Annotated in this window: 23 protein-coding genes; 13 read left to right on the forward strand and 10 right to left on the reverse strand. The window is 70.6% G+C overall.

Features of this window, described 5'->3' with window-relative positions; translation table 11 throughout:
* The 4 genes from DR046_RS05770 to DR046_RS05785 all read right to left on the reverse strand — a co-directional run.
* A partial coding sequence (locus DR046_RS05770) for a PDC sensor domain-containing protein (RefSeq protein ID WP_135227262.1) occupies window positions 1–802 on the reverse strand: 802 nt, incomplete at its 3' end.
* Between the two features lie 541 nt (window positions 803–1,343).
* Window positions 1,344–1,739 (reverse strand): RidA family protein, encoded by a 396-nt coding sequence (locus DR046_RS05775; protein ID WP_245190822.1) that lies wholly within the window; start codon window positions 1,737–1,739, stop codon window positions 1,344–1,346.
* A gap of 54 nt (window positions 1,740–1,793) precedes the next feature.
* Complete coding sequence (locus tag DR046_RS05780) at window positions 1,794–2,483, reverse strand: hypothetical protein (RefSeq protein WP_115380880.1); 690 nt, start codon at window positions 2,481–2,483, stop codon at window positions 1,794–1,796.
* A 47-nt stretch (window positions 2,484–2,530) separates the two neighbouring features.
* Window positions 2,531–3,031: an Lrp/AsnC family transcriptional regulator gene (locus DR046_RS05785; RefSeq protein WP_115380882.1), complete on the reverse strand. Its 501-nt coding sequence runs from the start codon at window positions 3,029–3,031 to the stop codon at window positions 2,531–2,533.
* 188 nt (window positions 3,032–3,219) lie between these two features.
* Here DR046_RS05785 and trxB point away from each other — a divergent pair, with 188 nt between their 5' ends.
* From trxB to DR046_RS23535, 4 genes are all read left to right on the forward strand, one after another.
* The gene (gene trxB, locus DR046_RS05790; protein WP_115380884.1) at window positions 3,220–4,230 is read left to right on the forward strand and encodes a thioredoxin-disulfide reductase; all 1,011 of its coding nucleotides are present in this window, start codon (window positions 3,220–3,222) and stop codon (window positions 4,228–4,230) included.
* A 97-nt stretch (window positions 4,231–4,327) separates the two neighbouring features.
* Window positions 4,328–5,764: a phage tail protein gene (locus tag DR046_RS24115; protein ID WP_245190823.1), complete on the forward strand. Its 1,437-nt coding sequence runs from the start codon at window positions 4,328–4,330 to the stop codon at window positions 5,762–5,764.
* Window positions 5,765–5,905: 141 nt separating this feature from the next.
* Window positions 5,906–7,624 (forward strand): bifunctional sulfate adenylyltransferase/adenylylsulfate kinase, encoded by a 1,719-nt coding sequence (locus DR046_RS05810; RefSeq protein WP_115380886.1) that lies wholly within the window; start codon window positions 5,906–5,908, stop codon window positions 7,622–7,624.
* A 247-nt stretch (window positions 7,625–7,871) separates the two neighbouring features.
* Window positions 7,872–8,273, forward strand: coding sequence for a response regulator (locus tag DR046_RS23535; RefSeq protein ID WP_167766916.1), 402 nt, complete (start codon window positions 7,872–7,874; stop codon window positions 8,271–8,273).
* A 117-nt stretch (window positions 8,274–8,390) separates the two neighbouring features.
* Here the strand turns inward: DR046_RS23535 and DR046_RS05820 are convergent, their stop codons facing one another.
* Together DR046_RS05820 and DR046_RS05825 are read right to left on the reverse strand one after the other, a co-directional pair.
* A complete protein-coding gene (locus DR046_RS05820; protein ID WP_115380889.1) occupies window positions 8,391–8,618 on the reverse strand; it encodes a DUF1150 family protein in 228 nt (75 codons plus the stop codon).
* Window positions 8,618–9,070, reverse strand: a complete 453-nt coding sequence (locus DR046_RS05825; protein WP_115381345.1) for an Hsp20 family protein — start codon at window positions 9,068–9,070, stop codon at window positions 8,618–8,620. Before DR046_RS05825 ends, DR046_RS05820 begins: the two co-directional genes overlap by 1 nt.
* A 177-nt stretch (window positions 9,071–9,247) precedes the next feature.
* Between DR046_RS05825 and DR046_RS05830 the strand changes: the two genes are divergently transcribed.
* The 4 genes from DR046_RS05830 (at window position 9,248) to trmB (ending at window position 11,939) form a co-directional block, all read left to right on the forward strand.
* Window positions 9,248–9,469, forward strand: a complete 222-nt coding sequence (locus DR046_RS05830) for a YdcH family protein (protein WP_115380891.1) — start codon at window positions 9,248–9,250, stop codon at window positions 9,467–9,469.
* 9 nt (window positions 9,470–9,478) lie between these two features.
* A complete protein-coding gene (gene purE, locus DR046_RS05835; RefSeq protein ID WP_115380893.1) occupies window positions 9,479–9,964 on the forward strand; it encodes a 5-(carboxyamino)imidazole ribonucleotide mutase in 486 nt (161 codons plus the stop codon).
* Window positions 9,965–10,064: 100 nt separating this feature from the next.
* Window positions 10,065–11,135: a 5-(carboxyamino)imidazole ribonucleotide synthase gene (locus DR046_RS05840; RefSeq protein ID WP_115380895.1), complete on the forward strand. Its 1,071-nt coding sequence runs from the start codon at window positions 10,065–10,067 to the stop codon at window positions 11,133–11,135.
* A gap of 117 nt (window positions 11,136–11,252) precedes the next feature.
* Complete coding sequence (gene trmB / locus DR046_RS05845) at window positions 11,253–11,939, forward strand: tRNA (guanine(46)-N(7))-methyltransferase TrmB (protein WP_115380897.1); 687 nt, start codon at window positions 11,253–11,255, stop codon at window positions 11,937–11,939.
* Window positions 11,940–11,992: 53 nt separating this feature from the next.
* Here the strand turns inward: trmB and DR046_RS05850 are convergent, their stop codons facing one another.
* A complete protein-coding gene (locus tag DR046_RS05850) occupies window positions 11,993–13,045 on the reverse strand; it encodes an MBL fold metallo-hydrolase (protein WP_115380899.1) in 1,053 nt (350 codons plus the stop codon).
* Window positions 13,046–13,185: 140 nt separating this feature from the next.
* Here DR046_RS05850 and aroA point away from each other — a divergent pair, with 140 nt between their 5' ends.
* Window positions 13,186–14,520, forward strand: coding sequence for a 3-phosphoshikimate 1-carboxyvinyltransferase (gene aroA, locus DR046_RS05855; RefSeq protein WP_115380901.1), 1,335 nt, complete (start codon window positions 13,186–13,188; stop codon window positions 14,518–14,520).
* 61 nt (window positions 14,521–14,581) lie between these two features.
* On the opposite strand, the gene DR046_RS05860 is transcribed toward aroA, so the two are convergent.
* Genes DR046_RS05860 through DR046_RS05870 form a run of 3 tightly spaced genes read right to left on the reverse strand, consistent with a single transcriptional unit; the run spans window position 14,582 to window position 16,580 of the window.
* Window positions 14,582–15,373, reverse strand: a complete 792-nt coding sequence (locus DR046_RS05860; protein ID WP_115380903.1) for a metal ABC transporter permease — start codon at window positions 15,371–15,373, stop codon at window positions 14,582–14,584.
* Entirely contained in the window at window positions 15,370–16,134 is a 765-nt protein-coding gene (locus DR046_RS05865; protein ID WP_115380905.1) for a metal ABC transporter ATP-binding protein, read from the reverse strand. Before DR046_RS05865 ends, DR046_RS05860 begins: the two co-directional genes overlap by 4 nt.
* Entirely contained in the window at window positions 16,131–16,580 is a 450-nt protein-coding gene (locus DR046_RS05870) for a Fur family transcriptional regulator (RefSeq protein ID WP_115380907.1), read from the reverse strand. Before DR046_RS05870 ends, DR046_RS05865 begins: the two co-directional genes overlap by 4 nt.
* A 43-nt stretch (window positions 16,581–16,623) precedes the next feature.
* Here DR046_RS05870 and DR046_RS05875 point away from each other — a divergent pair, with 43 nt between their 5' ends.
* The 4 genes from DR046_RS05875 (at window position 16,624) to DR046_RS05885 (ending at window position 23,897) form a co-directional block, all read left to right on the forward strand.
* Window positions 16,624–17,688 (forward strand): zinc ABC transporter substrate-binding protein, encoded by a 1,065-nt coding sequence (locus tag DR046_RS05875; RefSeq protein ID WP_115380909.1) that lies wholly within the window; start codon window positions 16,624–16,626, stop codon window positions 17,686–17,688.
* 92 nt (window positions 17,689–17,780) lie between these two features.
* The gene (locus DR046_RS23540) at window positions 17,781–18,443 is read left to right on the forward strand and encodes an ImuA family protein (RefSeq protein ID WP_167766918.1); all 663 of its coding nucleotides are present in this window, start codon (window positions 17,781–17,783) and stop codon (window positions 18,441–18,443) included.
* On the forward strand, window positions 18,337–20,223 hold the full coding sequence (locus DR046_RS05880; RefSeq protein WP_167766920.1) for a Y-family DNA polymerase: 1,887 nt from the start codon (window positions 18,337–18,339) through the stop codon (window positions 20,221–20,223). The genes DR046_RS23540 and DR046_RS05880 overlap by 107 nt, the downstream gene beginning before the upstream one ends.
* Before the next feature lie 365 nt (window positions 20,224–20,588).
* A complete protein-coding gene (locus DR046_RS05885; RefSeq protein ID WP_115380913.1) occupies window positions 20,589–23,897 on the forward strand; it encodes an error-prone DNA polymerase in 3,309 nt (1,102 codons plus the stop codon).
* Window positions 23,898–23,979: the final 82 nt, after the last annotated feature.

The raw sequence follows: 23,979 nt of genomic DNA on the forward strand, positions 1-23,979 counted from the left end.
CAATGATCACGGGGCGCATATGAAGGCCACTGATGCTGGTGTAGACGCCGCTCGTGGCTTGCGGCAGCCTATCTCGGAAGAGTTCATGATCGGTAAGCTGCATGCCGTAAAAGTCGGGGAGTGGCGGCACGCTGGCGATCAAGGTGCTGTCGACGTGCAGCAGGGCTATGGTGTCGAATTCCCGCAGTTGCAGAAGTTGGAATGTCTGCTCTACAAAGCTTGGCTCGACCGCCGCTACGGCAATGCCGGCAAAGCTGCCATCTACAGATTCGATCCGTCGGACGACCGGCACAAACCAGCCCCCAGTTGTCCTCGACTGGACGGGACGTCCCACGAACAGGCCTATTGTCGGGTCGTCACGAAGGATCTGAAAGTATCGCCGGTCGGCCAGCGACACGCGCGGCGCGTCCGGTTGGGACGTATGGGTCGCATAGCCATCTGGTCCGACAACGTAGAGGCTGCGCACAAAATCAAGTTGTTCGCTAAGTCGGATCAGATAGGAGGCGAATTCGCGGTCGCCCTCAGGTGGCCTCGTGCGTTCCAGCATGGTCACCATCGACAAGAGCGCCGCATCCGTCCCGCGCAGCGCGAGCCGCGTGTGTTCTGTGAGCAGCGTTGTCAGATTGCCGGCCGTGGTGCGCGCGTCGTTCAGAGCATATCGAAAGGATTGCGCCAGGACGAGCGCAGACGCGACGACCACGAAGCACACAACGATCGCCGCTTCGAGTCTCGGGCGCCGCGACGAGTTTGGCAGCCAAGCGCGCCATCGTTGGGACGAAGGAGACGCCTCAAAATCCGTCATCTAATCGATCCTCAGTCGATGCCCGATCGAAGACGCTCTTTGCACCGCATCGGCCGGGAGAATCATCGCTGCAAGTGGATTGACTGAGAGACACCGGCGACATGCTACCCAACATCAGCCCCATCTGTGCGCACTCCTGCTCGGCCACCATACGGCACAGTCGCCGGCATGAATATGGTCTGAGAGGAAGCTCATCACATCCCTGCGCGCGGCCGTAGAAACCATGGTGTCAGCCGAAACGGCGACCCTGTAAAGAAGAGTGTCGTCCAGCCGTGCCGGGCCCGAGTGCTACGCCGCTTACCGGCATCCCATGCATCAGGAAAATGCTGCCCGACGAACGAACGAACGGCCGGTCTGGTGAAGCTGCGGCGCAGCATCGGGAAGGTGGAGCAATGGCGGCTCTAGGCCGAGAGCGCCGAGTCGCGCTCCGCTGCACGTGCGAACGCGGCGCGGGGCGTCAGGGTCAGTTTGGGCTCGGAGCTGCCATTCGGCAAAGGCCCATCCCAGTCTGCGGGAGATGGCAGGAACATCCGGAGCCCGATCAGGGCCGCCGCGCCACCATGTCGATCTCGACCAGGGCGCCGACAGCCAGCGCCGTCACCCCGATGCAGGTGCGGGCGGGCAGGCGGCCCTTGGCGAAGTAGCCGGCATAGACGAGGTTCATGGCGGCGTAGTCGCGTTCGAACTCGGTGAGGTAGATGCGGGCCTGAACGACATGCTCCAGCCCGAGGCCGAGGCCGTCCAGCACCAGCGTGAGGTTGTCCATGACGCGGGCCGTCTGCGCCTCGACGCCCTCGGGCAGGGGGCGGTCGGGCTCTCCGGGCCAGGTCGGCATCTGGCCGGTCAGGAAGACCCAGCCGTCGAGTTCGGTCGCGTGGCTGAAGGTGGCGACGGGCTGCGGCGCGGCGGCGATCATGTGGAAGTCGGGCAGGGGCATGCGGCTCTCCGGTGGGTGGGGTCGCCCCAGCCTGACCGGGATCGCGCGCGGGCGCTACTGCGCGGTGACGCTCACGTCGTCGATGGCGTAGAATTCCCCGGTCGTAGCCTGCGCGGTGCGCGAGGCGATGCCGAGGACGAGCTCCCGCTCCGGGTCGTCGACCGTGATCGTGTAGGTCGCGCGGCTGTCATGGCCGTGACCGCCCGAACCCATCGGCTCGTTGGCATAGTGCTGCGCGACCGAGATCGTGACGCCCGGGATCTCGTGGTCGGTCAGCGTGATCCGCCCGTGGTTGTCGCTGTAGAGCGCGACCTCCTCACCGTCGATCAGGATGGCGGCCGGCTCGCCGCTGAGGTCATCGGCGCCGATCAGGTCGAAGGTTATGGTCGTGCGCGAGGCGCTCTCGGGCACGTCGACCAGCAGGTCGGCGGTCTCGTTCGGGCCGATCTGGAGGACCTCGCCGAAGCCCGCGAGCGTCACCACCCGGCCGCCGGACCAGCCCTCGGGGCCGTTCGAGAAGTCGGTCCCGAACAGCGCGCCGAGCCGCGCGAAGCTGGTGCGGATCAGGGTGCCCTCCATCGCGGCCCGCGTGTCCGTCGAGAGGTCCTGGAGCCCGAGCCGGATGACGGCCATCACCGCGAGCCCGAGGCCCACCAGCGCGGAGGTCAGCACGACCCAGTCGACCGCGATCGCGCCGGATTCGGCGCGCAGGAAGCCGTCAGCAGGGGCGAGGGCATGAGCCATGACCCCAGGTTGCATGGAATTCGGGTCGAATTGAGGCGGCGCGGCCCTCAGGCCTCCATCGCGAGCCGGGCCTCGAGGATGTCGAAGGGCACGCCGGGCACGTCCTTGGCGCCGCGGATGACCAGCGAGGTCTTGACCGAGGCGACGTTCTCGGCGGCGGTCAGCTTGCCGGTCAGGAAGGACTGGAAGGTGCTGAGATCGGGCGCCACGCATTTCAGGATGAAGTCGATCTCGCCGTTGAGCATGTGGCATTCCCGCACGAGCGGCCAGCTGCGCGCCAGCGCCTCGAAGGCCGAAAGGTCCGCCTCGGCCTGCCGCACCAGCGAGACCATGGCGAAGACCTGCACCTCGAAGCCCAGCGCGCGGGCGTTCACGTCGGCGTGGTAGCCCTGGATCAGGCCCGCCTCCTCCAGCGCGCGGACGCGGCGCAGGCAGGGCGGCGCGCTGATTCCAACGCGGCGGGCGAGTTCGACGTTGGTCATGCGTCCGTCGGCCTGAAGCTCGGCGAGGATCTGGCGGTCGATGGGATCGAGCTTCGAGGACGGCATCGGGTCTCCGGGGGTTGGCTTGCGGGTTATTCTCACGATGGCCAAGGGCGCGCAAGATTGTTTCTCGATCGCGCAAGTTAATTGTGCTGCGACGCGGCACGGCGGGATGTCCGGGGCCGGCCCGGGGCCGGGGGTTTCCTCCACCGCGATTCGGACCCATATCGGGTGCCCGAACAGGAGGCCCCGCCATGCCCGACACGATCCATTCCAAGGTCCTCATCATCGGCTCCGGCCCGGCCGGCTATACCGCCGCCGTCTATGCTTCGCGTGCCATGCTTGAGCCGGTGCTGGTGCAGGGCATCCAGCCCGGGGGCCAGCTGACGATCACCACCGAGGTCGAGAACTGGCCCGGCGACACCGAGGTGCAGGGCCCCGACCTGATGGCGCGGATGGAGGCCCATGCGCGGGCCGTCGGCACGCGGATCGTGTCGGACCACATCGCCTCGCTCGACCTGTCGAAGCGGCCCTTCACCGCCGTCTCGGACGGCGGCACCACCTATACCTGCGACGCGATGATCCTCGCCACGGGGGCGCAGGCGAAGTGGCTGGGCCTGCCCTCGGAGGAGCATTTCAAGGGGTTCGGCGTCTCGGCCTGCGCGACCTGCGACGGGTTCTTCTATCGCGGCAAGGAGGTGGCGGTCGTCGGCGGCGGCAATACCGCCGTGGAGGAGGCGCTGTTCCTGACTAACTTCGCCTCGAAGGTCACGCTGATCCACCGGCGCGACAGCCTGCGCGCCGAGAAGATCCTTCAGAACCGGCTGTTCAGGCATCCCAAGGTCGAAGTGATCTGGGATCACGAGATCGACGAGGTGCTGGGCGCGCAGGACCCGCGCGGCGTCGAGGGGCTGCGCCTGCGCCACGCGAAGACCGGCGAGACGCGCGAGATCGCGGTCCACGGCTTCTTCGTCGCCATCGGCCATGCGCCGGCATCGGAGCTGGTGAAGGACTGGCTGGAGCTGCATCACGGCGGCTATGTCGTCACCAAGCCGGACTCGACGGCGACCTCGATCCCGGGCGTCTTCGCCGCGGGCGACCTGACCGACCACGTCTACCGGCAGGCCGTGACGAGCGCCGGGATGGGCTGCATGGCCGCGCTGGAGGCGGAGCGGTTTCTCGCCGAGCACGGGCTCGATTCGGAGATTGAGCGGGACCAGACGGAGCCCTTGGGCTACGGCGCGCCGGTCGATGCGGCCGAATAGGGGCGTTTTCGGGAAGATTTCGGGTGCACGGAGGGCGATCTCGGGCCTAGGCTGAACGGTGACTCGCGCCGGGGGGCGCGGGATTACGGGGGCCGTCATGTTCGATTTCGCGATTCTTCAGAAGGGAGCCGCCGTTCTGGCGGCGGGGCTGGTCCTGACCGGGGAGGGGCTTGCCGCCACCTTCGATCCGGTGGGGGTGGGTGCGCCGGTTTCGACGGTCCAGCCATCGCTGGCGCTGACGCCGATCGTGCGGGTGGACGGCCTCTTCAACGACTTGGGGACGGTCAAGTTCTTCGCGGGCAATTTCGTGCCGATCGGCTGGGCGGCGGCCGACGGGAGCGTGCTGCCCATCGACGGCAACGAGGCGCTGTTCTCCACCATGGGCACCACCTATGGCGGGGACGGCGTGACGACCTTCAGGCTGCCGGACCTGCGCGGGCGGGCGGCTGTCGGGATCGGGCAGGGGCCTGGCCTGAGCGATGTCTCGCCGGGCGAATTTCTCGGCGTCGAAGACGTTGTCCTGGGCGAGGCGAACATGCCTGCCCACGCGCATCTCTCGGCCGACGGGCTGCTGAGCACCCAGACCGGCGGGGGGGCGGCCTTCGAGAATCGCCAGCCCGGGCTTGGGCTCGATTTCGAGGTCACGCAGTTCGGTATCTATCCGACCCGCGACTCTTTCGACAGAAGCGCCGAGAACACGTTTGGATTCGTGACGATGGATGCGGCGCTCCGCTCCATCGAGGATCCTGACCAGCTTCCGGCGAGCGGGCAGTTGCTGTCGATCGGCCAGAACCAGGCGCTCTTCTCGCTGCTCGGAACGGCCTATGGCGGGGATGGCAGGACCACCTTCGGCCTTCCCGATCTTCGCGGGCGCATCGTGACCGGGACCGGGGGGGCGTCCACGGATCCTCTCGGCTTTCGGACCGGAGCGGAGGACGTCACCCTGACCGGGGCGTCCATGCCGGCCCACGCCCATGGGGACGCGCCGGGGCCCACATCGATTGCGGGCGGCGGGTTGCCCGTCTCGAACGAGCAACCCAGCCTTACGCTCAACTACCTGATCGCGACGGAAGGGATCTTTCCGTCGCGCAGCCTGATTGCCGGGGACGGATCGGACCTTCTGGCCAGAAGCACCGATCCGGACTTTCCGTTCCTGGGCGAGATCGCGCTGTTCGCCGGAAATTTCGTGCCTCGCGGTTTCGCGCTTGCGGATGGCTCGCTGTTGCCTATCGCGTCGAATGCCGCGCTCTTCTCGATCCTCGGGACGAACTTTGGCGGGGACGGGAAGACGACTTTCGCGCTGCCGGATCTTCAGGACCGCGTTGCCATCGGCGCCGGGCAGGGGCCGGGGCTCAGTCTCTATTCGCTGGGGCAGAGGGTCGGCTCGGCCAATCTGAACCTGACTGCGGCAAACCTGCCGGCGCATACCCATTCGGTCGAGCGGATGGCGCCGATCCCTTTGCCGGCGGGACTTCTGCTGCTGATGGGAGCTGTCGGGATGCTCGCAGGGCTTCGTCGCGTCGGGAGGGGCTGAGCGGCGGAGGGCGCACGCCCTCGGGACAAGGCGGATATGCACGGCTGTCAACTTGAACTCTGCCAAGCCGCGGGCTAGGCGCGCGGCACCCCGTGCCGGTCGCTGGCCCGTCCGTGCCGCATTTCAGAGAACGAGCTGTCGATGTCGCTGCAATACTCCAACCTCGCCCCCGTCCCCGAACTGTTCGTCAGCCCCGAAAGCGCGCAGAAGCTGAAGATGGAGGCGGCGGACCTGCCGTCCTGGGACCTGACGGCGCGCCAGGTCTGCGATCTGGAGCTGCTGATGAACGGCGGCTTCGCGCCGCTCAAGGGCTTCCTGGATCAGGACGACTACGAGGGCGTGGTCGAGAACATGCGGCTGGCCGACGGCACGCTGTGGCCGATCCCAATTGCCCTGGACGTGTCCGAGAAGTTCGCCGAGGGCATCTCGGAAGGTCAGGACATCGCGCTGCGCGACCCCGAAGGCGTGATCCTCGCCATCCTGTCGGTCGCGTCCAAGTACAGCCCCGACAAGGCGCGCGAGGCCGAGAAGGTGTTCGGTGCCGACGACCTGGCGCATCCGGCGGTGAACTACCTGCACAACGTCGCGGGCCCCGTCTATCTGGGCGGCCCGATCACCGGCATCCAGCAGCCGGTCCATTACGACTTCCGCGCCCGCCGCGACACGCCGAACGAGTTGCGCGCCTATTTTCGCAAGCTGGGCTGGCGCAAGGTTGTCGCCTTCCAGACGCGCAACCCGCTGCACCGCGCGCATCAGGAGTTGACGTTCCGCGCGGCGCGCGAGGCGCAGGCCAACCTGCTGATCCACCCGGTCGTCGGCCTGACCAAGCCCGGCGATGTCGACCATTTCACCCGCGTGCGCTGCTACGAGGCGGTGCTCGACAAGTACCCGGCCGCGACCACGACGATGTCGCTGCTCAACCTGGCGATGCGCATGGCCGGCCCGCGCGAGGCGGTCTGGCACGGCATCATCCGCCGCAACCACGGCTGCACCCACATGATCGTCGGCCGCGACCACGCGGGCCCCGGCAAGAACAGCCAGGGCGAGGATTTCTACGGCCCCTACGACGCGCAGGACCTGTTCCGCCAGCACCAGGACGAGATCGGCTGCGAGATGGTCGACTTCAAGCAGATGGTCTATGTGCAGGAGCGGGCGCAATACGAGCCCGAGGGCGAGATCGAGGATCGCGAGAACGTCACCATCCTCAACATCTCCGGCACCGAGCTGCGCCGCCGCCTGCGCGAAGGGCTGGAGATCCCGGAATGGTTCTCCTTCCCCGAGGTCGTGGCCGAGCTGCGCCGCACCTCGCCGCCGCGCGCGCAGCAGGGCTTCACCGTGTTCTTCACCGGGCTCTCTGGCTCGGGCAAGTCGACCATCGCCAACGCGATGATGGTCAAGCTGATGGAGATGGGCGGCCGTCCGGTGACGCTGCTCGACGGCGACGTGGTGCGCAAGCATCTCTCGTCGGAGCTGACCTTCTCGAAGGAGCATCGCGACATCAACATCCGCCGGATCGGCTATGTCGCCTCCGAGATCACCAAGAACGGCGGCATCGCGATCTGCGCGCCGATCGCGCCCTATACCGCGACGCGGCGGGCGGCGCGCGAGATGATCGAAGCCTATGGCGCCTTCGTCGAGGTGCATGTCGCCACCTCGCTGGAGGAATGCGAGCGCCGCGACCGCAAGGGGCTCTACAAGCTGGCGCGGGCGGGCAAGATTCCGGAATTCACCGGCATCTCCGACCCCTACGAGGCGCCGACCGATCCCGAGCTGCGGGTCGACACCGAAGGGCAGGACGTCGATTTCTGCGCCCAGCAGGTGCTGCTGAAGCTCGAGGCGATGGGGCTGATCAACGGCTGATATGCGCCCGCGGGCGGCCCGGCGCCGAGGCGTCCCGGGCCGCCCGCTTCCGGCGGGCGTAGCCTCGCCTGCGGCACGTAGACGACAGATCCGAAGTTTTCGGCATTTTTCCGGAACCGGACCCGGGCTCGCCGGTTCGAGTCCTGTATGGAAACCAGCACGCCGCATGGCCGTCCTCTTGACGTGTGCCATCGGGCTCTACCATCTTCGTGTTGAGGCCCTCAATCGGGACCGGAAGGTTGTTATGTTGGATGATATGAAGATCCTCATCGTCGAGGATGAAGCCATCGTCGGTCTCGACCTGTCGATGATCCTGGAAGAGAGCGGCGCGGACGTGCTGGGCCCCTGCGGCACCGTCGAGGACGCCTTCGCCGCCGTCGATCCCTCGATCGACGCGGCAATCCTCGATGTCGATCTTCATGGCCGTTCGGTCTTCCCCGTCGCGGACCGGCTCCGCGAGAACGGCACGCCGTTCATCTTCCATACCGGCCGCTACGACGTCGCCGCGCTCAGCGCGCGTTACGGCGATGTGGTTGTGCTGTCCAAGCCCGCCGGCGAGCGCGCTATCGTCAAGGTCCTCTCGGAGTTGCGGGCCGCGCATTGGGCGGGCGGGCGGGAAGGGCCTGCCGCCATCTCCGCCGACCTCTGACACCGTCGCCCCGCGTCGGGCGACTTCCCTCTCCGACCCTGATTCCGCCTGAACGAAAACGGCCGCCACTTCCGTGGCGGCCATGGCTCGTTTCCTTTGGCGCGGTCGGGCGCCTCCTCAGTGCACGCTGACGGGGGTCAGGTCGTTCTGGCGCGCCAGGTTGAAGGCGAGCGCCCGGTCGCCAACCAGGGCGACCTGCTCGCCATCCTCGCGATGGACGGCATAGAGCATCTCCAGCCCGCCTTCCTCGGCCTCGCGGCGGACGTCCCGCGGCAGGTCGCGCATCTCGACGCGCCTGACATAGACAAGTGTTCCCATGGTCGTGTCGAACTGCTGATGGGCCATCACGTCTGTCCTTCCATGTCCACGTCTCCGGACGCACCGGAGAGGCCTGTTGATATGCGGATCTGCCGAACAACGTTTTCGGGGGCGGTCCGGTTCAAATCGATGTGCAGCAGCCCGTTCTCGAGCTGGGCGCCACCGACCTCGACGCCGTCGGCCAGCACGAAGGCGCGCTGGAACTGGCGCGCGGCGATGCCGCGATGCAGGTAGACCCGCTCGCCCTCTTCGCCGGAACGGCCGCGCACGACGAGCTGCCGGTCCTCGAGCGTGATCGAGAGGTCCGCCTCGGCGAAGCCGGCCACGGCGAGGGTGATGCGGAAGCCGCTCTCGCCGGTCTGTTCGATGTTGTAGGGGGGGTAGCCGTCGTTACCGGTGCGCGCGGTGCGTTCCACCAGCCGTTCCAGCTCGTCGAAGCCGAGCAGGTAGGGATGCGTGCCGAAGCTGAGCTTGCTCATGTCGTCCGGGTCCTCGTTCAAGCGATCCGTGGGGCGCCGACCCGATCGCGGCATCGGCGTCCCGTCGAAAGGAATGTGGGGCCACGGGCGCGCCGGGACAAGAGCGATGGTTCCATGCGCCCTTTGAAAAACGGCGCCCGCGGTGTAGCAAGCGCAGGACCCCGCGCGAGGAGCCGCATGACCAATCCCCCTCAGGAGATGAACCACGAGGACGTGCTGCGCGCGGAACTCGCGGTGCTGCGGCAGGGTCATCGCGACCTCGACGCCGCCATCCGCGCCTACGAGGAGAGCCTCGCGCCGGACATGCTGGCGGTGCGCCGGCTCAAGCGGCAGAAGCTGGCGCTCAAGGACCGCATCGCGCGGATCGAGGACGAGCTTACCCCCGACATCATCGCCTGAGGCCCGGACATGACCCGCACCCCGCCCGTCGGCATCGTGATGGGCTCCACCTCCGACTGGCCGACCATGAAGGAGGCCGCCGAGATCCTCGACGCGTTGGGCGTGGCTTGCGAATCGCGCATCGTCTCGGCCCACCGCACGCCCGACCGGCTCTGGTCCTATGGCAAGGAGGCGGCGGGCCGGGGTCTCAAGGTCATCATCGCCGGGGCGGGGGGCGCGGCGCATCTGCCCGGCATGATGGCGTCGAAGACGCCGCTGCCGGTGATCGGCGTGCCGGTCCAGACCAGGGCGCTGTCGGGCGTGGACAGCCTCTATTCCATCGTCCAGATGCCCCGCGGCTTCCCGGTCGCGACCATGGCCATCGGCGCGGCGGGCGCCGCCAATGCCGGGCTGATGGCGGCTGCCATCCTGGCGCTCTCGGACCCGGAACTCGCCGCCCGCCTCGACGCCTGGCGGCAGGCCCTGTCCGACAGCATCCCCGAGACGCCGGAATAGCGCGCCTCCTCGCTTTCGCTTTCGATGCTCTCCAAATATGCCGGGGGGTGCGGGGGGCTGGCCCCCCGCTTCGCCCGCGGCCGCATACGGACCCTTCGCCATGACCGAGACACCGCTTCCCCCCGGCGCCACCATCGGCATTCTCGGCGGCGGCCAGCTCGGCCGGATGCTGGCCATGGCGGCCGCGCGGCTCGGCTACCGCACCCATGTCTACGAGCCGGGCGACGCGCCTGCCGCGCAGGTCGCCAACGACTGGACCCGCGCCGAGTGGAGCGACGGCAAGGCGCTGGCCGGCTTCGCCTCGGCGGTGGATGTCGTGACCTACGAATGGGAGAACGTGCCGGCCCCGACGCTCGACCTGCTGGAGGTCTCGCGCCCGATCCGGCCGGGGCGCGAGGCGCTGCGCGTCAGCCAGGACCGGCTCGACGAGAAGCGCTTTCTCGACGGGCTGGGCCTGCGCGTGGCGCCGTTCCGGGAGGTGGCCTCTGCCGAGGGGCTGACGGCCGCGCTGGGCGAGCTGGGCACCCCCGCCATCCTCAAGACGCGGCGGCTGGGCTATGACGGCAAGGGGCAGGTCCGGATCGACGACCCGGCGGAGGCCGCGGCGGCCTTCGAGGCGATGAAGGGCGCCGACGCGATCCTCGAAGGCGTCGTGAGCTTCTCGCGCGAGGTCTCGGTAATCGTCGCGCGCGGGCTGACCGGCGAGACGGTCTGCTTCGATCCGGGCGAGAACGTCCATGCGGGCGGCATCCTGCGCACGACGACCGTCCCCGCCGCGCTGATGGCGGCGCAGCGGCAGGACGCGGTGCTGCTGGCCGGGCGCATCGTCTCGGCGCTGGATTACGTGGGCGTGATGGGGGTGGAACTGTTCGTCACCGACACGGGACTGGTCGTCAACGAGATCGCCCCCCGCGTCCACAACAGCGGCCACTGGACCGAGGCCGCCTGCGCCGTCGACCAGTTCGAGCAGCACATCCGCGCCGTCGCGGGCCTGCCGCTGGGCGACGGGCGGCGCCATGCGGACGCGGTGATGGAGAACCTGATCGGCGACGACATGGACCGCGTGCCCGCCCTGCTGGCCGCGCCCGACACGCGGCTGCATCTCTACGGCAAGGCCGAACGGCGCCCGGGCCGCAAGATGGGCCACGCCACCCGGATCGTCGCGCGCTGAGCCGGCGGGGCGAGCGGCCATCGACCGCCGCTGCGTCGCCGGTCGACCGGCGACCGCCCCCGTTTGCCGACGGCGCCCGGACGGGGTAGGGGCGCGCCAGCCGATCCCGGGGGGCCCATGACCGACAGACCGCATCGCAACTTCTACGGCCGCCGCAAGGGCAAGCACCTGAAGGCCTCGCAGGAGGCCTATCTGGCGGAGGACCTCGCCGCGCTCTCGCCCGGCGCGGTGTCCTGGGAAGAGAACCCCGCGCGGGCGCCGCTGGACCTCGGCGCGCTGTTCGGCGGCCGTCCCGTCTGGCTGGAGATCGGCTTCGGCGGGGGCGAGCACATGATCCATCAGGCGGTGCTGAATCCGGATGTCGGGATCATCGGGGCCGAGCCCTATATCAACGGCGTCGCCATGCTGCTGGGCAAGCTGCGTCGGGCCGGAGCGGAGAACGTCCGCATCCATCCGGGCGACGTGCGCGACCTGTTCGACGTTCTGCCGCCCGAGAGCATCGCCAGGGCCTTCCTGCTCTATCCCGACCCCTGGCCCAAGGCGCGCCACCACCGCCGCCGCTTCGTGACGCCGGAGCATCTGGACCCGCTGCATCGCTGCCTCGCCCCCGGCGCCGAACTCCGGGTCGCGACCGATATCGAGGACTATGTCCGCCAGACCCTGGAAGAGGTCCCGCCCGTCGGGTTCGAGCTTCTGTCCGACGATTTCTCGACGCCCTGGGCCGACTGGACCCGAACCCGCTATGAGGCGAAGGCGGTGCGGGAGGGGCGGCCGCCACACTACCTGACCTTCCGACGGGTCTGAGGAGGATCAGAGCCTTCGAAGGCTCTGACCAAATTCTTAGAAGACTTCCGGGCTCAGGCCGGAACGTCCCATCTCTGCCCCGGGGCGATGGCGCGGAACCTCTCCGGCGGGACGCCCTGCGCGGCCAGCGCGTCGGCGAGGCGGGCCGGAGGCTCGTCCCGCGCCTCGTTGGTCAGCTGGAAGGTGCCCCAGTGATGCGCCAGCGCGTGGCGCGCGCCCAGAGCCGTGAAGCCCCCCACCGCCTCCTCGGGGTTCTGGTGCTGGGGCGCCATGAACCAGCGCGGCGCGTAGGCCCCGATGGGCAGGATGGCGAGCCGGTAGGGCCCGTGCTCCGCCGCCGTCGCGTAGGGCCGGCCCAAATCGTAGCCGGTGTCGCCGACATGATAGATGCGGCCCGCCGGGGTCCCGATCGCGAAGGCCGCCCAGAGCGCCATCGACCGGTCCCGCGTGCCCCGGGCCGACCAGTGGTGGCAGGGCAGCAGCCGGACCGAGAGCGGCCCCGTCTCCAGCACCTCGCCCCAATCGGCGGCGCGGGCGTCGATGCCGGGGATCTCGTCCCGCAGGACCGCGTCGTTGCCGAGCGGCGTCAGCACCGGCATCGCGAAGCGGTCGTGCAGGCGGCGCAGGGTGGCGATGTCGAGATGGTCGTAGTGGTTGTGGCTGAGCAGCACCGCGTCGATCGGGGGCAGGGCGTCGAAGGCCACGCCTGGCGCGGTGACGCGCGCGGGCCCGGCGAAGGAGAAGGGGCTGGCCCGGGTCGACCAGACCGGATCGGTCAGCAGGTTCAGGCCCCCGGCCTGGATCAGGACGGTGGCATGGCCGACCATCGTCACGCGCAGGTCGGCCACCCGCGGCTCGGGCCGGTCCTGGGTGATGCCGACGCTGCCGGGCCACTCCGCCCGGTCGCCGCCGAGCTGCCAGCGCAGCAGATCCGCGAAGCCCCTCGGGTCCTGCCCGTCCGGATTGAAGAAGCGGGTGCCGTCGAAATGGTCCGTGACCGGCCCCTGGTAGTAGGGGTTCGACGCCCCCGTGCGCTGGACGGCGCAGGCGGCGGCGCCGAGCGCGCCGGTGACGCCCGCGAGCGAGAGGAGGGTTCTGCGTTTCATCGCGTGCCAGATAGGCGGGCGCGGTGCGTGGGGCGAGGGTCGGACGCCTCCGGCGGGCATATTTGTGGAGCATCGAAGCCGGGTGGTGGACGCGCTCCGGGGGCGGGGGTATCGGCTGGCCCGGACAGGAGGAGAGACCCATGAGCCACGGACCCGCCCAGCCCCTGACCGCGCCTGCCTCGGGGCCGCTCCACGGTACGGCGCATGTGCCCGGCGACAAGTCGATCAGCCACCGCTCGCTGATCCTCGGTGCGCTGGCCGTGGGGGAGACCCGGATCAGCGGGTTGCTGGAGGGGCAGGACGTGCTCGACACCGGGCGGGCCATGCAGGCCTTCGGCGCCACGGTCGGCAAGGACGGGGAGGACTGGGTCGTCCACGGCGTTGGCGTGGGTGGCCTGCTGGAGCCGGAGGACGTGATCGACTGCGGCAATTCCGGCACCGGCGTGCGGCTTCTGATGGGCGTGGCGGCGACGCATGGCTTTGCGGTGACCTATACCGGGGATGCAAGCCTGCGCTCGCGGCCGATGGCGCGGGTGACGGAGCCTCTGGCCCTGTTCGGGGCCGAGGCGCATGGGCGGTCGGGCGGGCGGTTGCCGATGACGGTGGTCGGCGCCTCCGACCCGGTGCCGGTGGCCTACACGACGCCGATGGCGAGCGCGCAGGTCAAGTCCGCCGTGCTGCTGGCGGGGCTCAATGCCCCCGGCGAGACCGTCGTGACCGAGCGCGAGGCGACGCGCGACCATTCGGAGCGGATGCTGCGCGGCTTCGGGGCGCAGGTCGAGACGGAGCGGACCGGGGAGGGCTTCGTCATCCGCCTGCAGGGCAGGCCCGAGCTGACGGCCCAGCGCATCGCCGTGCCGCGCGACCCGTCCTCGGCGGCCTTCCCGGTCTGCGCCGCGCTGATCGTGCCCGGCTCGGACGTGCTGGTGCCGAATATCGGGCTGAACCCGACCCGCGCGGGCCTGTTCGAGACGCTGCGCGAAATGGGCGCCGACCTGACCTACGAGAGCCCGCGCGAGGAGGGGGGCGAGCCCGCCGCCGACCTCCGCGCCCGCTTCTCGCCGGACATGAGGGGGGTGGAGGTGCCGCCGGAGCGTGCGGCCTCGATGATTGACGAATATCCGATCCTCTCGGTCGTCGCCGCCTGCGCGGAAGGGACGACCGTCATGCGCGGCGTGGCTGAGCTGCGGGTCAAGGAGAGCGACCGGATCGACGCCATGGCCACCGGCCTGCGCGCGATGGGGGTCGAGGTCCGGGACGGGCCGGACTGGTGGGAGGTGGACGGCCTCGGCGCCGGAGGGCTGCCGGGCGGCGTCACCGTGCAGGCGCGCCTGGACCACCGGATCGCGATGAGCTTCCTGATCGCGGGGATGGCTGCGCGCCGGCCCGTGACGGTGGATGATGCGGGGCCGATCGCGACGTCCTTTCCGATCTTCCGCGGGCTGATGGAGGGGCTTGGCGCGCAGTTCGAGTGAGGCGGCCTCCGGTCGACCGGAGGCCCGTAGCCGGCCGGCCGGCTACGCGTCCCGACAGGCGCTACCGCCGCCGCCAGGTCGCCGCGGTCACGCAGAGGAACAGGGCCGCGGCGGCGCAGACGATGGTCGGGCCGGTAGGCGTGTCGAAGGTCCAGGACGCCCAGACGCCGCCCCCCGCCGAGGTTGCCGCCAGCGCCGCCGCGAGCGCCGCCATGCGCTCGGGCGTCGCCGACAGCGGGCGCGCCGCGGCGGCGGGGATGATCAGCATCGCCGAGATCAGCAGCGCGCCGACGACCTTGATCGCGACCGCCACGACGACGGCCAGCGCGAGGGTCAGCGCCATCTGTTCGCGGCGCGCGTCGATGCCGGAGGCCTCGGCGAGGTCGGGGTTGAGCACCGCGATCAGCAGCCGCTGCCAGCGCCAGGCCAGCAGGGCCAGCACCGCCAGTGCGCCCGCCCAGATCACCGCGAGGTCCGTCCGGCCCACGGCGAGGATGTCGCCGAAGAGATAGACCTCCAGGTCGACGCGCAGGCCCAGCAGCGCCACGGCCACCAGCCCCGCCGCCAGCGCCGAATGCGCCAGCACGCCGAGCGCCGTGTCGGTGGCCAGCCCGCGCGTGGTCAGCACCGTGATCCCTCCCGCGACCGCGAGCGCGACGACCAGCGCGCCGACGAAGACCGGCAGCGACAGGGCCAGCGCCAGCGCCACGCCCAGGATCGAGGCATGGGCCGTGGCATCGCCGAAATAGGCCATGCGGCGCCAGACGATGAAGCAGCCCAGCGGCCCCGCCACCAGCGCCACGCCAAGCCCCGCCAGAAGCGCGCGCGCGAGAAACCCGTCGAGAAGGCTCACGCGGCGGATCCATGCCCGTGGTCGTGCGAATGCCCGTGGTCGTGATCGTGGTCGTGGGAATGGGTGTGCTCGTGCCGGTAGAGCGCCAGCGCCCCGCCGGTGCCGGTGCCGAAGAGGGCGCGGTATTCGGCGGCACGGGCGACCTGCTCGGGGCGGCCCTCGCAGCAGATATGGCCGTTCAGGCAGATGACGCGGTCCGAGGCCGCCATGACGACGTGCAGCTCGTGGCTGACCATCAGGACGGCGCAGCCGGTCTCGGACCGGATCGCCTCGATCTGGCGGTAAAACGCGGCGGAGCCGGGCTGGTCCAGCCCCTGCGTCGGTTCGTCGAGGACCAGAAGCTCCGGCGCGCCCAGCAGGGCGCGGGCCAGCAGGACGCGCTGCACCTGCCCGCCGGACAGGGCCGAGATCTGCCGGTCGGCCAGGCCCGGCACGCCGGCCTTCTCCAGCGCCTCGGCGGCGACGTCGGCCGGGACGCGGCCGGGCAGGCCGAGGAAGCGGCGCACCGTCATCGGCAGGGTCGGGTCGAGGCCCAGCTTCTGCGGGACGTAGCCGATCCGCAGTCCGGGCTTGCGCGTTACCCGTCCCGCCGAGGGCGGCACCGCACCGATCAGCGCGCGGACCAGGGTCGACTTGCCCGAGCCGTTCGGCCCGACCACCGTCACGATCTCGCCGGGCGCGAGGCTCAGGTCGACGTCGTGCAGCACCGGCAACGACCCGTGGCGCACGGACAGCCCCTCGACGCGGATCAGGGGCGTCATTCGCGGCACCGCGGGCAGAGGCCCTGCATCTCGACCACGGTCGCCTCCAGCTCGAACCCGGCGCCGGCGGCCACGGGCGCGAGATCGGCCTCGGTCTCGGCCACGGACTCGCATTTGCGGCAGATCAGGAAGGCGGGATCGTGGGCCGCGCCGGGGGTGGCGCAGGCGACGAAGGCGTTGAGCCGCTCGATCCGGTGGACCAGCCCATGGGTCGTCAGGAAGTCGAGCGCCCGGTAGGCCACCGGCGGCTGGGAGCCGAGCCCCTCGGCGCGCAGCAGCTCCAGGATCTCGTAGGCGCCCATCGCGCGGTGCCGCTCCAGCAGGATCTCGAGCACGCGGCGGCGCACGGGCGTCAGCCGCAGCCCCGCGTGCATGCAGAGCGCGTCGGCGGCCGCGACTGCATCGCGGATGCAGGCGGAATGGTCATGGGGATCGAAGCCGATCATGGGGGCTTGATATGTTATAATATCACCTTTAGCAAGCGCTCCCATGAACAGATCGCTCGCTTTCCTGGCTTTCGCCGCGCCCGCCCTCGTCACCCCCGTCCTCGCCGACGTTCCGCGCGTCGCCGTCGACATCGTTCCCACCGCCGCCCTGACCGCCCGCGTGATGGAAGGGCTCGGCACACCGAGCCTGGTCGTCCCGCCGATGGCGTCGCCCCATGGCTACGCGCTGCGCCCCTCCGAGGCCGCCGCCCTCGAGCAGGCCGATGTCGTGATTCGGATCGGCCCGGCGCTCGCCCCCTGGTTCGAGGAGGCGACCGCCGCGCTCGCCCCCGAGGCGACGGGGCTCGTTCTGCTGGACGCGCCCGGCACGGTGCTGCGCGCGCTGGGCGAGGGGCATGACCACGGCGACGACGACCATGGGCACGAGGGAGAAGACGACCACGGCGAGGATCACGCCGAGCACGAGGATCACGGCCAGGATCATGGGGAAGACCACGCGCATGCGCATGACGATCATGCCCATGAGGAGCATGCCCATCCCGATCATGCCGATGGCGATCACGCGCATGAGACGGCCGGTGCCGTCGAGGGGCCCATCGATTCCCATGCATGGCTCGACCCCCGCAACGGCGCGGTCTGGATGTCCGCCATCGCCGAGACGCTCGCCGCGGCCGATCCGCAGAACGCCGCCACCTACCGCGCCAATGCAGAGGCCGGCGCCGCCGAACTGCGCGCGCTGGAGGAGGACCTGATCGCCATCCTCGCGCCGCTGCGCGACCGCCCCTACCTGACCCTGCACGACGCCTACGGCTATCTCGAGGATCGAACGGGGCTCGACTCCGCCGGGTCGATCCGGCTCTCCGACGCCGCCGACGCGGGCCCGTCGCACCTGTCGGAACTGCGCGCGCGGCTCGAGGTGGACGGAATCGCCTGCCTCTTCACCGAGCCCCAGCTCGACGACCGCGTCGCCCGCCGCCTGCTGGAAGGCACGGACATCCCGCTCGCGACCCTCGACCCGGTCGGGCAGGAGGGCGATGTCGGGCCCGGTGGATATTCCAGCATTCTCAGGCGCATGGCCGACAGCATGGCCGCCTGCCTCGCGCCCTGACCGGGCGCGGGCGGAGTTGGGACTCGACAAACGGGTCCCGGAACTAGAACATATAGGGAACATCTGACCGATTCCCCCGGGGGTGGTCCCGCATGACGGCATCCAGTTCGCGCCTGCCTCCGGTGACGGAGGTGCTCGCCTCGTCGCAGGACGGGGCGGCGACCGGTTTCGTGCTGGCCCAGCTCGACGCCATGGGGCGCGAGGGGCCGATCCTCTGGGTGCAGGACCGCCTTTCCATGCAGGAGGGGGGATTGCCCTGTCTTCAAGGGGTTGCGGAGGTGTTGGGACGACAGGTACCGCTTCTTCACGTGGCGGCGAAGGACGCGGCCCAGGCGCTCTGGGCGATGGAGGAGGGATTGGAATGCGCCGCATTGTCCGCCGTCATCGGAGAGGTCTGGGGCGCGCCCAGGGCGCTCGATTTCACCGCGACCAAGCGGCTGAGCCTGCGTGCGGCGCGCTCGGGCGTGCCGCTCTGGCTCCTGCGGACGGATGCGGCACCGGGCCTGTCGGTGGCGCCCGACCGCTGGCGCCTGGCGTCCGCGCCCTCGGCCGCGCATCCGCTGGACGCCGAGGCGCCGGGCAGGGCGTTCTGGCGGGCGGAGCTGTTCCGTTCCCGCCGCGCGCGCCCCGGCGCCTGGGTGGCCTGCCATGATCGGGCGGCGCATTGTCTCGATCTGGCTGCCCCGCTTCGCGATGGCCCGGTGGGAGAGGGGGCGGACCGCCCCGGCCCCGACCGCGCCCTGGGAGGAGGCTGAGTCCGGCCTCGACGCGGACGCCCCCGTCGTGCTGGCCGCCGAGGGGCGGCACGGCCCGGTCATCCACGCCGTCTCGGAGGCCGCCGCGCGGGCCGGCGCCTCGGTCGGCGCCCGGGTCGTCGATGCCCGCGCCATCGCGCCCGAGCTGGTCGTCCAGCCCGCCGACCTGCCCGGCGACGCGGCGGCGCTGACGCGGCTGGCGCATTGGGCGCGGCGCTGGTGCCCCTGGTCGGCCACCGACGGGGCCGACGGGCTGGTGCTCGACACGACCGGGGCGGCGCATCTCTGGGGCGGCGAGGCGGCGATGCTCGCCGATATGGAGGCGCGGCTGGCGGCTCTTGGCCAGGCGGCCCGGCTGGCCGCCGCCCACACCCACGGCGCCGCATGGGCGCTGGCGCGCCACGGCGATCCTCGCGAGATCGGCACGTCCGACGCGCTGCGCGCAAGGCTCGCCATGCTGCCGGTCGCAGCATTGCGCCTCGACGGGCAGACGCGGCTGACGCTGCGCCGGCTGGGGCTGAAGCGGGTGGGCGATCTGATGGCGCTGCCGCGCGCCGCGCTCGACCGCCGTTTCGGGCGCGACGGGACGGCGCTCGCCACGCCGCTGCGCCGTCTCGACCAGGCGCTGGGCCACCTGCCCGAGCCGGTCGTGAGCCCGCCGCCGCCGCATCGTTTCCGCACCGTGCAGCGCCTGCCCGAGCCGGTGATGGACCCGCAGCCCTGGCTCGCGGGCCTGTTCCAAACCTTGTGCGCCGACCTCGTCCGCCAGGGCCACGGCGCCCGCGAGATCCGGCTGGAGCTCTACCGCATCGACGGGCAGGCGAGCCTGTTCCAGGCCGTCACCGCCCGCGCGACGCGCGACGCGGGCCACCTGCACCGCCTGCTGGAGCGGCGCTTCGAGTCGCTCGACGCAGGCTTCGGCTTCGACACGCTGGCGCTGGAGGCGACCCGGACCGAGGCGCAGACCGGGGCGCAGGCCGCGCTCGACGGCTCCGACGGGGCGGAGGTGGCGCTGGCCACCCTGATCGATCGCCTGACCGGCCGCGTCGGCGCCGCCGTGCGCAGCCCCGACCCCCGCGCCAGTCATCTGCCGGAACGGGCCGAACGCTGGTCTCCGGCCCGCGCCGTCCCCGTCGCGCGGCCCTTCTCCGGTCCGGCGGCCGAAGGGCGAGGTTCCGTGCCGGTCGCGGGGGACGATGCCTCCCGCAGGCGCCAGCCGGGCTTCGCCGCACCCCCGCTCCCGGTCGGCCCGGTCCCTGCCGGCAGCAGGCCGCCGGACGCGCGGGGGCCGCATCCCGCTCCCCGGGCCCCGGCCGAGGGCCCGCGCCTCGCCGTCGTCGCCGCGGCAGGGAAAGACTCCGCCCGCCGCGACCCGTCCTCCGCGGCAGGGGCCGGCGGACCTGGGCGCGCCCGGCCGATGCAGGCGCCGTCCGACCGCCTGGCGCCGGGCGGACTCGGCGGCGGCGGCCTCGTCGCGCCCGCCCGCGCCCGCCCCCTGCGCCTGCTGCGCGCCCCCGAACGCATCGAGGTGCTCTACGCCGTCCCCGAAGGCCCGCCGATCCGCTTCCGCTGGCGCCGCCGCCCCTTCCTGATCCGCCGCCATCAGGGGCCGGAGCGGATCTCCCCCGAATGGTGGCAGGCTCCGGCCACGGCCCGGCTGCGTGACTACTACAAGGTCGAGGTCGCGGACGGGGCGCGCTACTGGCTGTTCCGGGAGGGTGTGGCGGGGGACGGCCGCGGCGGCGCGCCCGACTGGTTCCTGCACGGGCTGTTCGCATGAAGGCGCCCGACCGGGATCGGCAACGCCCCTGGCCTCTGCGGGAGCCTCCGGCGGGAGTATTGCCAGCCACAGGAAGGCAAGACGGTCCAGCGCCCCGCGCCCGGCATCAGCCTGGCGGCACGGGCAACGGGGCGCCTTCCCGTGGCACGGTCATCGGCTCTCCAGCCTGTTCCGCAACGCCGTCCTGGCACGTTGACCTTAACGGCAGGTTACCGGCAGGGGGCCTCTCTTCCTGTGGCCGGAAATACTCCGGGGGGAGCCGAAGGCGGGGGGCAGCGCCCCCCTCCGACCGTCCTGCAGGCCCCGTCCTCCGTCGAATGTCTGTCCCTTCCGCGCCACGCTCGCCGTGACGTCTGCGCCCCCTCATGCCCGACGCCCCTCTGACCCCCGACAAGCGCAGGCTCGACCCCGCGCAGCCCTTCGTCCCGAACCCGCCCGCGCCCTTCGTCGAGCTTGGGGTGACCACACCCTTCTCCTTCCTGCATGGCGCCTCGGACGCCGTCGATCTCGTCACGACGGCCTGGCGGATGGGCTACGACCGGATCGGCGTCGCCGACCGCAACACCATGGCCGGGGTCGTGCGGCTGCATGTCGAGGCGGAGGTCGCGCGGATGACCCCGCTGATCGGGACGCGGCTGATCCTGACCTGCGGGGCGGAATTCCTGGCCTATCCGAAGGACCGTGCCGCCTATGGGCGGCTCTGCGCGCTGATCTCGAAGGGGCGGATGACCGGCCCGGACGGCGCGTGGCAAGAGAAGGGGCGCTGCGACCTGAGCCTCGCCGATCTCGCGAGCTGCCAGCAGGGCAGCGTCCTGATCGTGCTGCCCGGCGAGGAGCTCGACGCCTTCGCCGCGGACCTTTCCCGCCTGACCCGCGCGCTGCCCTCTCTGACCCATATCGCCGCGGCCCATCTCTACCGGGGCGACGACCATGCGCGGATCGAGCGGCTGGACCGGCTGGCCCGCGCCCACGGCCTGCGCCTCGTGGCGACGAACGACGTGCATTACCACGAGCCGGCGCGGCGCCCGCTGCAGGACGTGATGACCTGCATCCGCGAGAAATGCACGCTCGCCACCGCGGGCTACCGGCTGCACGCCAATGCCGAGCGCCACCTCAAGTCTCCGCAGGAGATGGCGCGGCTCTTCTCCCGCTGGCCCCATGCCATCGCCGAAAGCGTGGCCATCGCCGACGGCCTCTCCTTCTCGCTGCGCGAGCTGAAATACGAATACCCCCAGGACGACGTCCCCCCGGGCCGCAGCCCGGACGACCACCTGCGCATCCTGACCGGGGAGGGCGCCGCCCGCCGCTACCCCGGGGGCGTGCCCGAGCGGATCGCCGAGATCATCGAGATGGAGCTCGCCTTCATCGCCGAGCGCGATCTCGCCCGCTACTTCATCACCATCCAGGAGATCGTGGCCTTCGCGCGCAGTCGCGGCATCCTCTGCCAGGGTCGCGGCTCGGCCGCGAACTCGGTCGTCTGCTTCTGCCTCGAGATCACCTCGGTCGACCCCGCGCAGCACGACGTCCTGTTCGAGCGCTTCCTCTCGGCAGACCGCGACGAGCCCCCCGATATCGACGTCGATTTCGAGCACGAGCGCCGCGAGGAGGTGATCCAGCACATCTACGACCGCTACGGCCGGCATCATGCCGGGCTGTGCGCAACGGTCATCCACTACCGCCCGCGCATGGCCATCCGCGAGGTCGGCAAGGTCATGGGCCTGACTGAGGACATCACCACCGCGCTCGCCAGGACGACCTGGGGAAGCTGGGGCAGCTCGACCAATGACATGCATCCCGAAGAGACGGGGGTGAATGTCGCCGACCCGCATATCCGCCGGGTGCTGAAGCTCACCGACCAGCTGATCGGGATGCCGCGCCACCTCAGCCAGCATGTCGGCGGCTTCATCCTGACCCGGGAGCCGCTCAGCCACACCGTCCCCATCGGCAACGGCGCCATGCCCGACCGCAGCTTCATCGAATGGGACAAGGACGACATCGACGCGCTGGGCATCTTCAAGGTCGACGTGCTGGCGCTGGGGATGCTGACCTGCATCGCCAAGAGCTTCGGGCTGATGCGCGCCCACAAGGGGCTGGAGATGGACCTCGCCACCGTCGAGGAGGGGAACGAGGCGACCTACGACATGCTCTGCCGGGGCGACAGCCTCGGCGTCTTCCAGGTCGAGAGCCGGGCACAGATGGCGATGCTGCCGAAGCTGCGCCCCCGCGTCTTCTACGACCTGGTGATCCAGGTCGCCATCGTCCGTCCCGGCCCGATCCAGGGCGACATGGTGCATCCTTACCTCAAGCGCCGCCGCGCCGGAGAGACGATCGACACGATCGACTTTCCGAAGCCCGGGCCGGAGCATGACCAGGACGAGCTGAAGAACATCCTCGGCCGCACCCTCGGCGTGCCGATCTTCCAGGAGCAGGCGATGAAGATCGCCCTCGTCGCCGCGCGCTTCTCGGGGGCCGAGGCCAACCGGCTGCGCAAGGCGATGGCGACCTTCCGGTCGAAGGGGCAGGTGAGCGACCACAAGGAGCGGATGGTCGGCCGCATGGTCGAGCGCGGCTACGACCCGGACTTCGCCGCGCGCTGCTTCAGCCAGATCGAGGGGTTCGGCGAGTACGGCTTCCCCGAAAGCCACGCGGCCAGCTTCGCGCGGCTGGTCTATGTCTCGTCCTGGCTCAAGTGCCACCACCCGGACGTCTTCGCCTGCGCGCTGCTGAACTCGCAGCCGATGGGGTTCTACGCGCCCGCGCAGATCGTGGACATGGCGCGGAAGTCCGGCGTGACGGTGCTGCCGGTCGACGTGAACTATTCCGACTGGGACTGCACGCTGGAGCCTGAGGGTCGGGGCCACGCGCTGCGGCTGGGGTTGCGGCAGCTTTCGGGCCTGCGGCAGGAGGAGATGGCGCGCCTGACGGGCGCCCGCGACAGACCTTACGGAGGCGTCGAGGACCTGCGCCGCCGCACCCGCATCTCCAAGCGGGCGATCGAGATCCTCGCCTCGGCGGATGCCTTCCGCTCCTGCGGGCAGGGCCGGCGCGCGGCGCTCTGGGATGCGAAGGCGATCCGCACCGCGCCGGATCTGCCGCTGTTCTCCCATGCCGAGGCGCCGGACACGGGGGAGGAGGCCGAGGCCCCGCTGCCCGTCATGCCGCTGCGCGAGGAGGTCGTGGCCGACTATCAGACCGCGCGCCTGTCGCTGAAGGCGCATCCGGTGGCCTTCCTGCGGCGGTCGATGGCGGCGCAGGGCTACACCCGGTCGGACGCGCTGCGGTCCCTGCGGTTCAACCAGCGCTGCTCGGTCGCGGGGCTGGTGTTGATCCGGCAGAAGCCGGGCAGCGCCAAGGGCGTCTGCTTCACCACGCTCGAGGACGAGGCGGGCGTCATCAACGTGGTGATCTGGCCCGACCTCTTCGCGCGCTTCCGCAGGGCGATCATGTCGGCACGGCTGATGGCGGTGCATGGGCACGTGCAGTTCGACGACGCGGTGATCCATGTCGTCGCGCACGAGATCGTCGATCGCAACGACGCCCTGACCCGGCTGTCCGAGGACGCGCTGGCGCCCGAACTGTCCCGCGCCGACGAGGTGGTGAAACCGGTATCCAGCCACACCTCGCGCCATCCGCGCGACGTCGCGGTGATCCCGAAATCGCGGGATTTCCACTGACCGCACGACGATGCCGACCGACGGCGGCCATCGTTTCCGCAACCGCGATCAATCCGGCCATGAAATCGCCCGAAAGCCGGGC

The sequence above is a fragment of the Jannaschia formosa genome, assembly GCF_003340555.1.
Taxonomy (GTDB): domain Bacteria; phylum Pseudomonadota; class Alphaproteobacteria; order Rhodobacterales; family Rhodobacteraceae; genus Jannaschia; species Jannaschia formosa.

Coding starts and splice junctions, on each gene's coding strand:
- DR046_RS05775 (WP_245190822.1), bottom strand. CDS start 1,739: ATGCCCCTGCCCGACTTCCACATGATCGCCGCCGCGCCGCAGCCCGTC.
- DR046_RS05830 (WP_115380891.1), top strand. CDS start 9,248: ATGACCAATCCCCCTCAGGAGATGAACCACGAGGACGTGCTGCGCGCG.
- DR046_RS05865 (WP_115380905.1), bottom strand. CDS start 16,134: ATGACGCCCCTGATCCGCGTCGAGGGGCTGTCCGTGCGCCACGGGTCG.
- DR046_RS05785 (WP_115380882.1), bottom strand. CDS start 3,031: ATGCCGTCCTCGAAGCTCGATCCCATCGACCGCCAGATCCTCGCCGAG.
- DR046_RS05840 (WP_115380895.1), top strand. CDS start 10,065: ATGACCGAGACACCGCTTCCCCCCGGCGCCACCATCGGCATTCTCGGC.
- DR046_RS05810 (WP_115380886.1), top strand. CDS start 5,906: ATGTCGCTGCAATACTCCAACCTCGCCCCCGTCCCCGAACTGTTCGTC.
- DR046_RS05825 (WP_115381345.1), bottom strand. CDS start 9,070: ATGAGCAAGCTCAGCTTCGGCACGCATCCCTACCTGCTCGGCTTCGAC.
- DR046_RS05875 (WP_115380909.1), top strand. CDS start 16,624: ATGAACAGATCGCTCGCTTTCCTGGCTTTCGCCGCGCCCGCCCTCGTC.
- DR046_RS23540 (WP_167766918.1), top strand. CDS start 17,781: ATGACGGCATCCAGTTCGCGCCTGCCTCCGGTGACGGAGGTGCTCGCC.
- DR046_RS05820 (WP_115380889.1), bottom strand. CDS start 8,618: ATGGCCCATCAGCAGTTCGACACGACCATGGGAACACTTGTCTATGTC.
- trmB (WP_115380897.1), top strand. CDS start 11,253: ATGACCGACAGACCGCATCGCAACTTCTACGGCCGCCGCAAGGGCAAG.
- trxB (WP_115380884.1), top strand. CDS start 3,220: ATGCCCGACACGATCCATTCCAAGGTCCTCATCATCGGCTCCGGCCCG.
- DR046_RS05850 (WP_115380899.1), bottom strand. CDS start 13,045: ATGAAACGCAGAACCCTCCTCTCGCTCGCGGGCGTCACCGGCGCGCTC.
- DR046_RS05885 (WP_115380913.1), top strand. CDS start 20,589: ATGCCCGACGCCCCTCTGACCCCCGACAAGCGCAGGCTCGACCCCGCG.
- DR046_RS05880 (WP_167766920.1), top strand. CDS start 18,337: ATGATCGGGCGGCGCATTGTCTCGATCTGGCTGCCCCGCTTCGCGATG.
- aroA (WP_115380901.1), top strand. CDS start 13,186: ATGAGCCACGGACCCGCCCAGCCCCTGACCGCGCCTGCCTCGGGGCCG.
- purE (WP_115380893.1), top strand. CDS start 9,479: ATGACCCGCACCCCGCCCGTCGGCATCGTGATGGGCTCCACCTCCGAC.
- DR046_RS05780 (WP_115380880.1), bottom strand. CDS start 2,483: ATGGCTCATGCCCTCGCCCCTGCTGACGGCTTCCTGCGCGCCGAATCC.
- DR046_RS24115 (WP_245190823.1), top strand. CDS start 4,328: ATGTTCGATTTCGCGATTCTTCAGAAGGGAGCCGCCGTTCTGGCGGCG.
- DR046_RS05870 (WP_115380907.1), bottom strand. CDS start 16,580: ATGATCGGCTTCGATCCCCATGACCATTCCGCCTGCATCCGCGATGCA.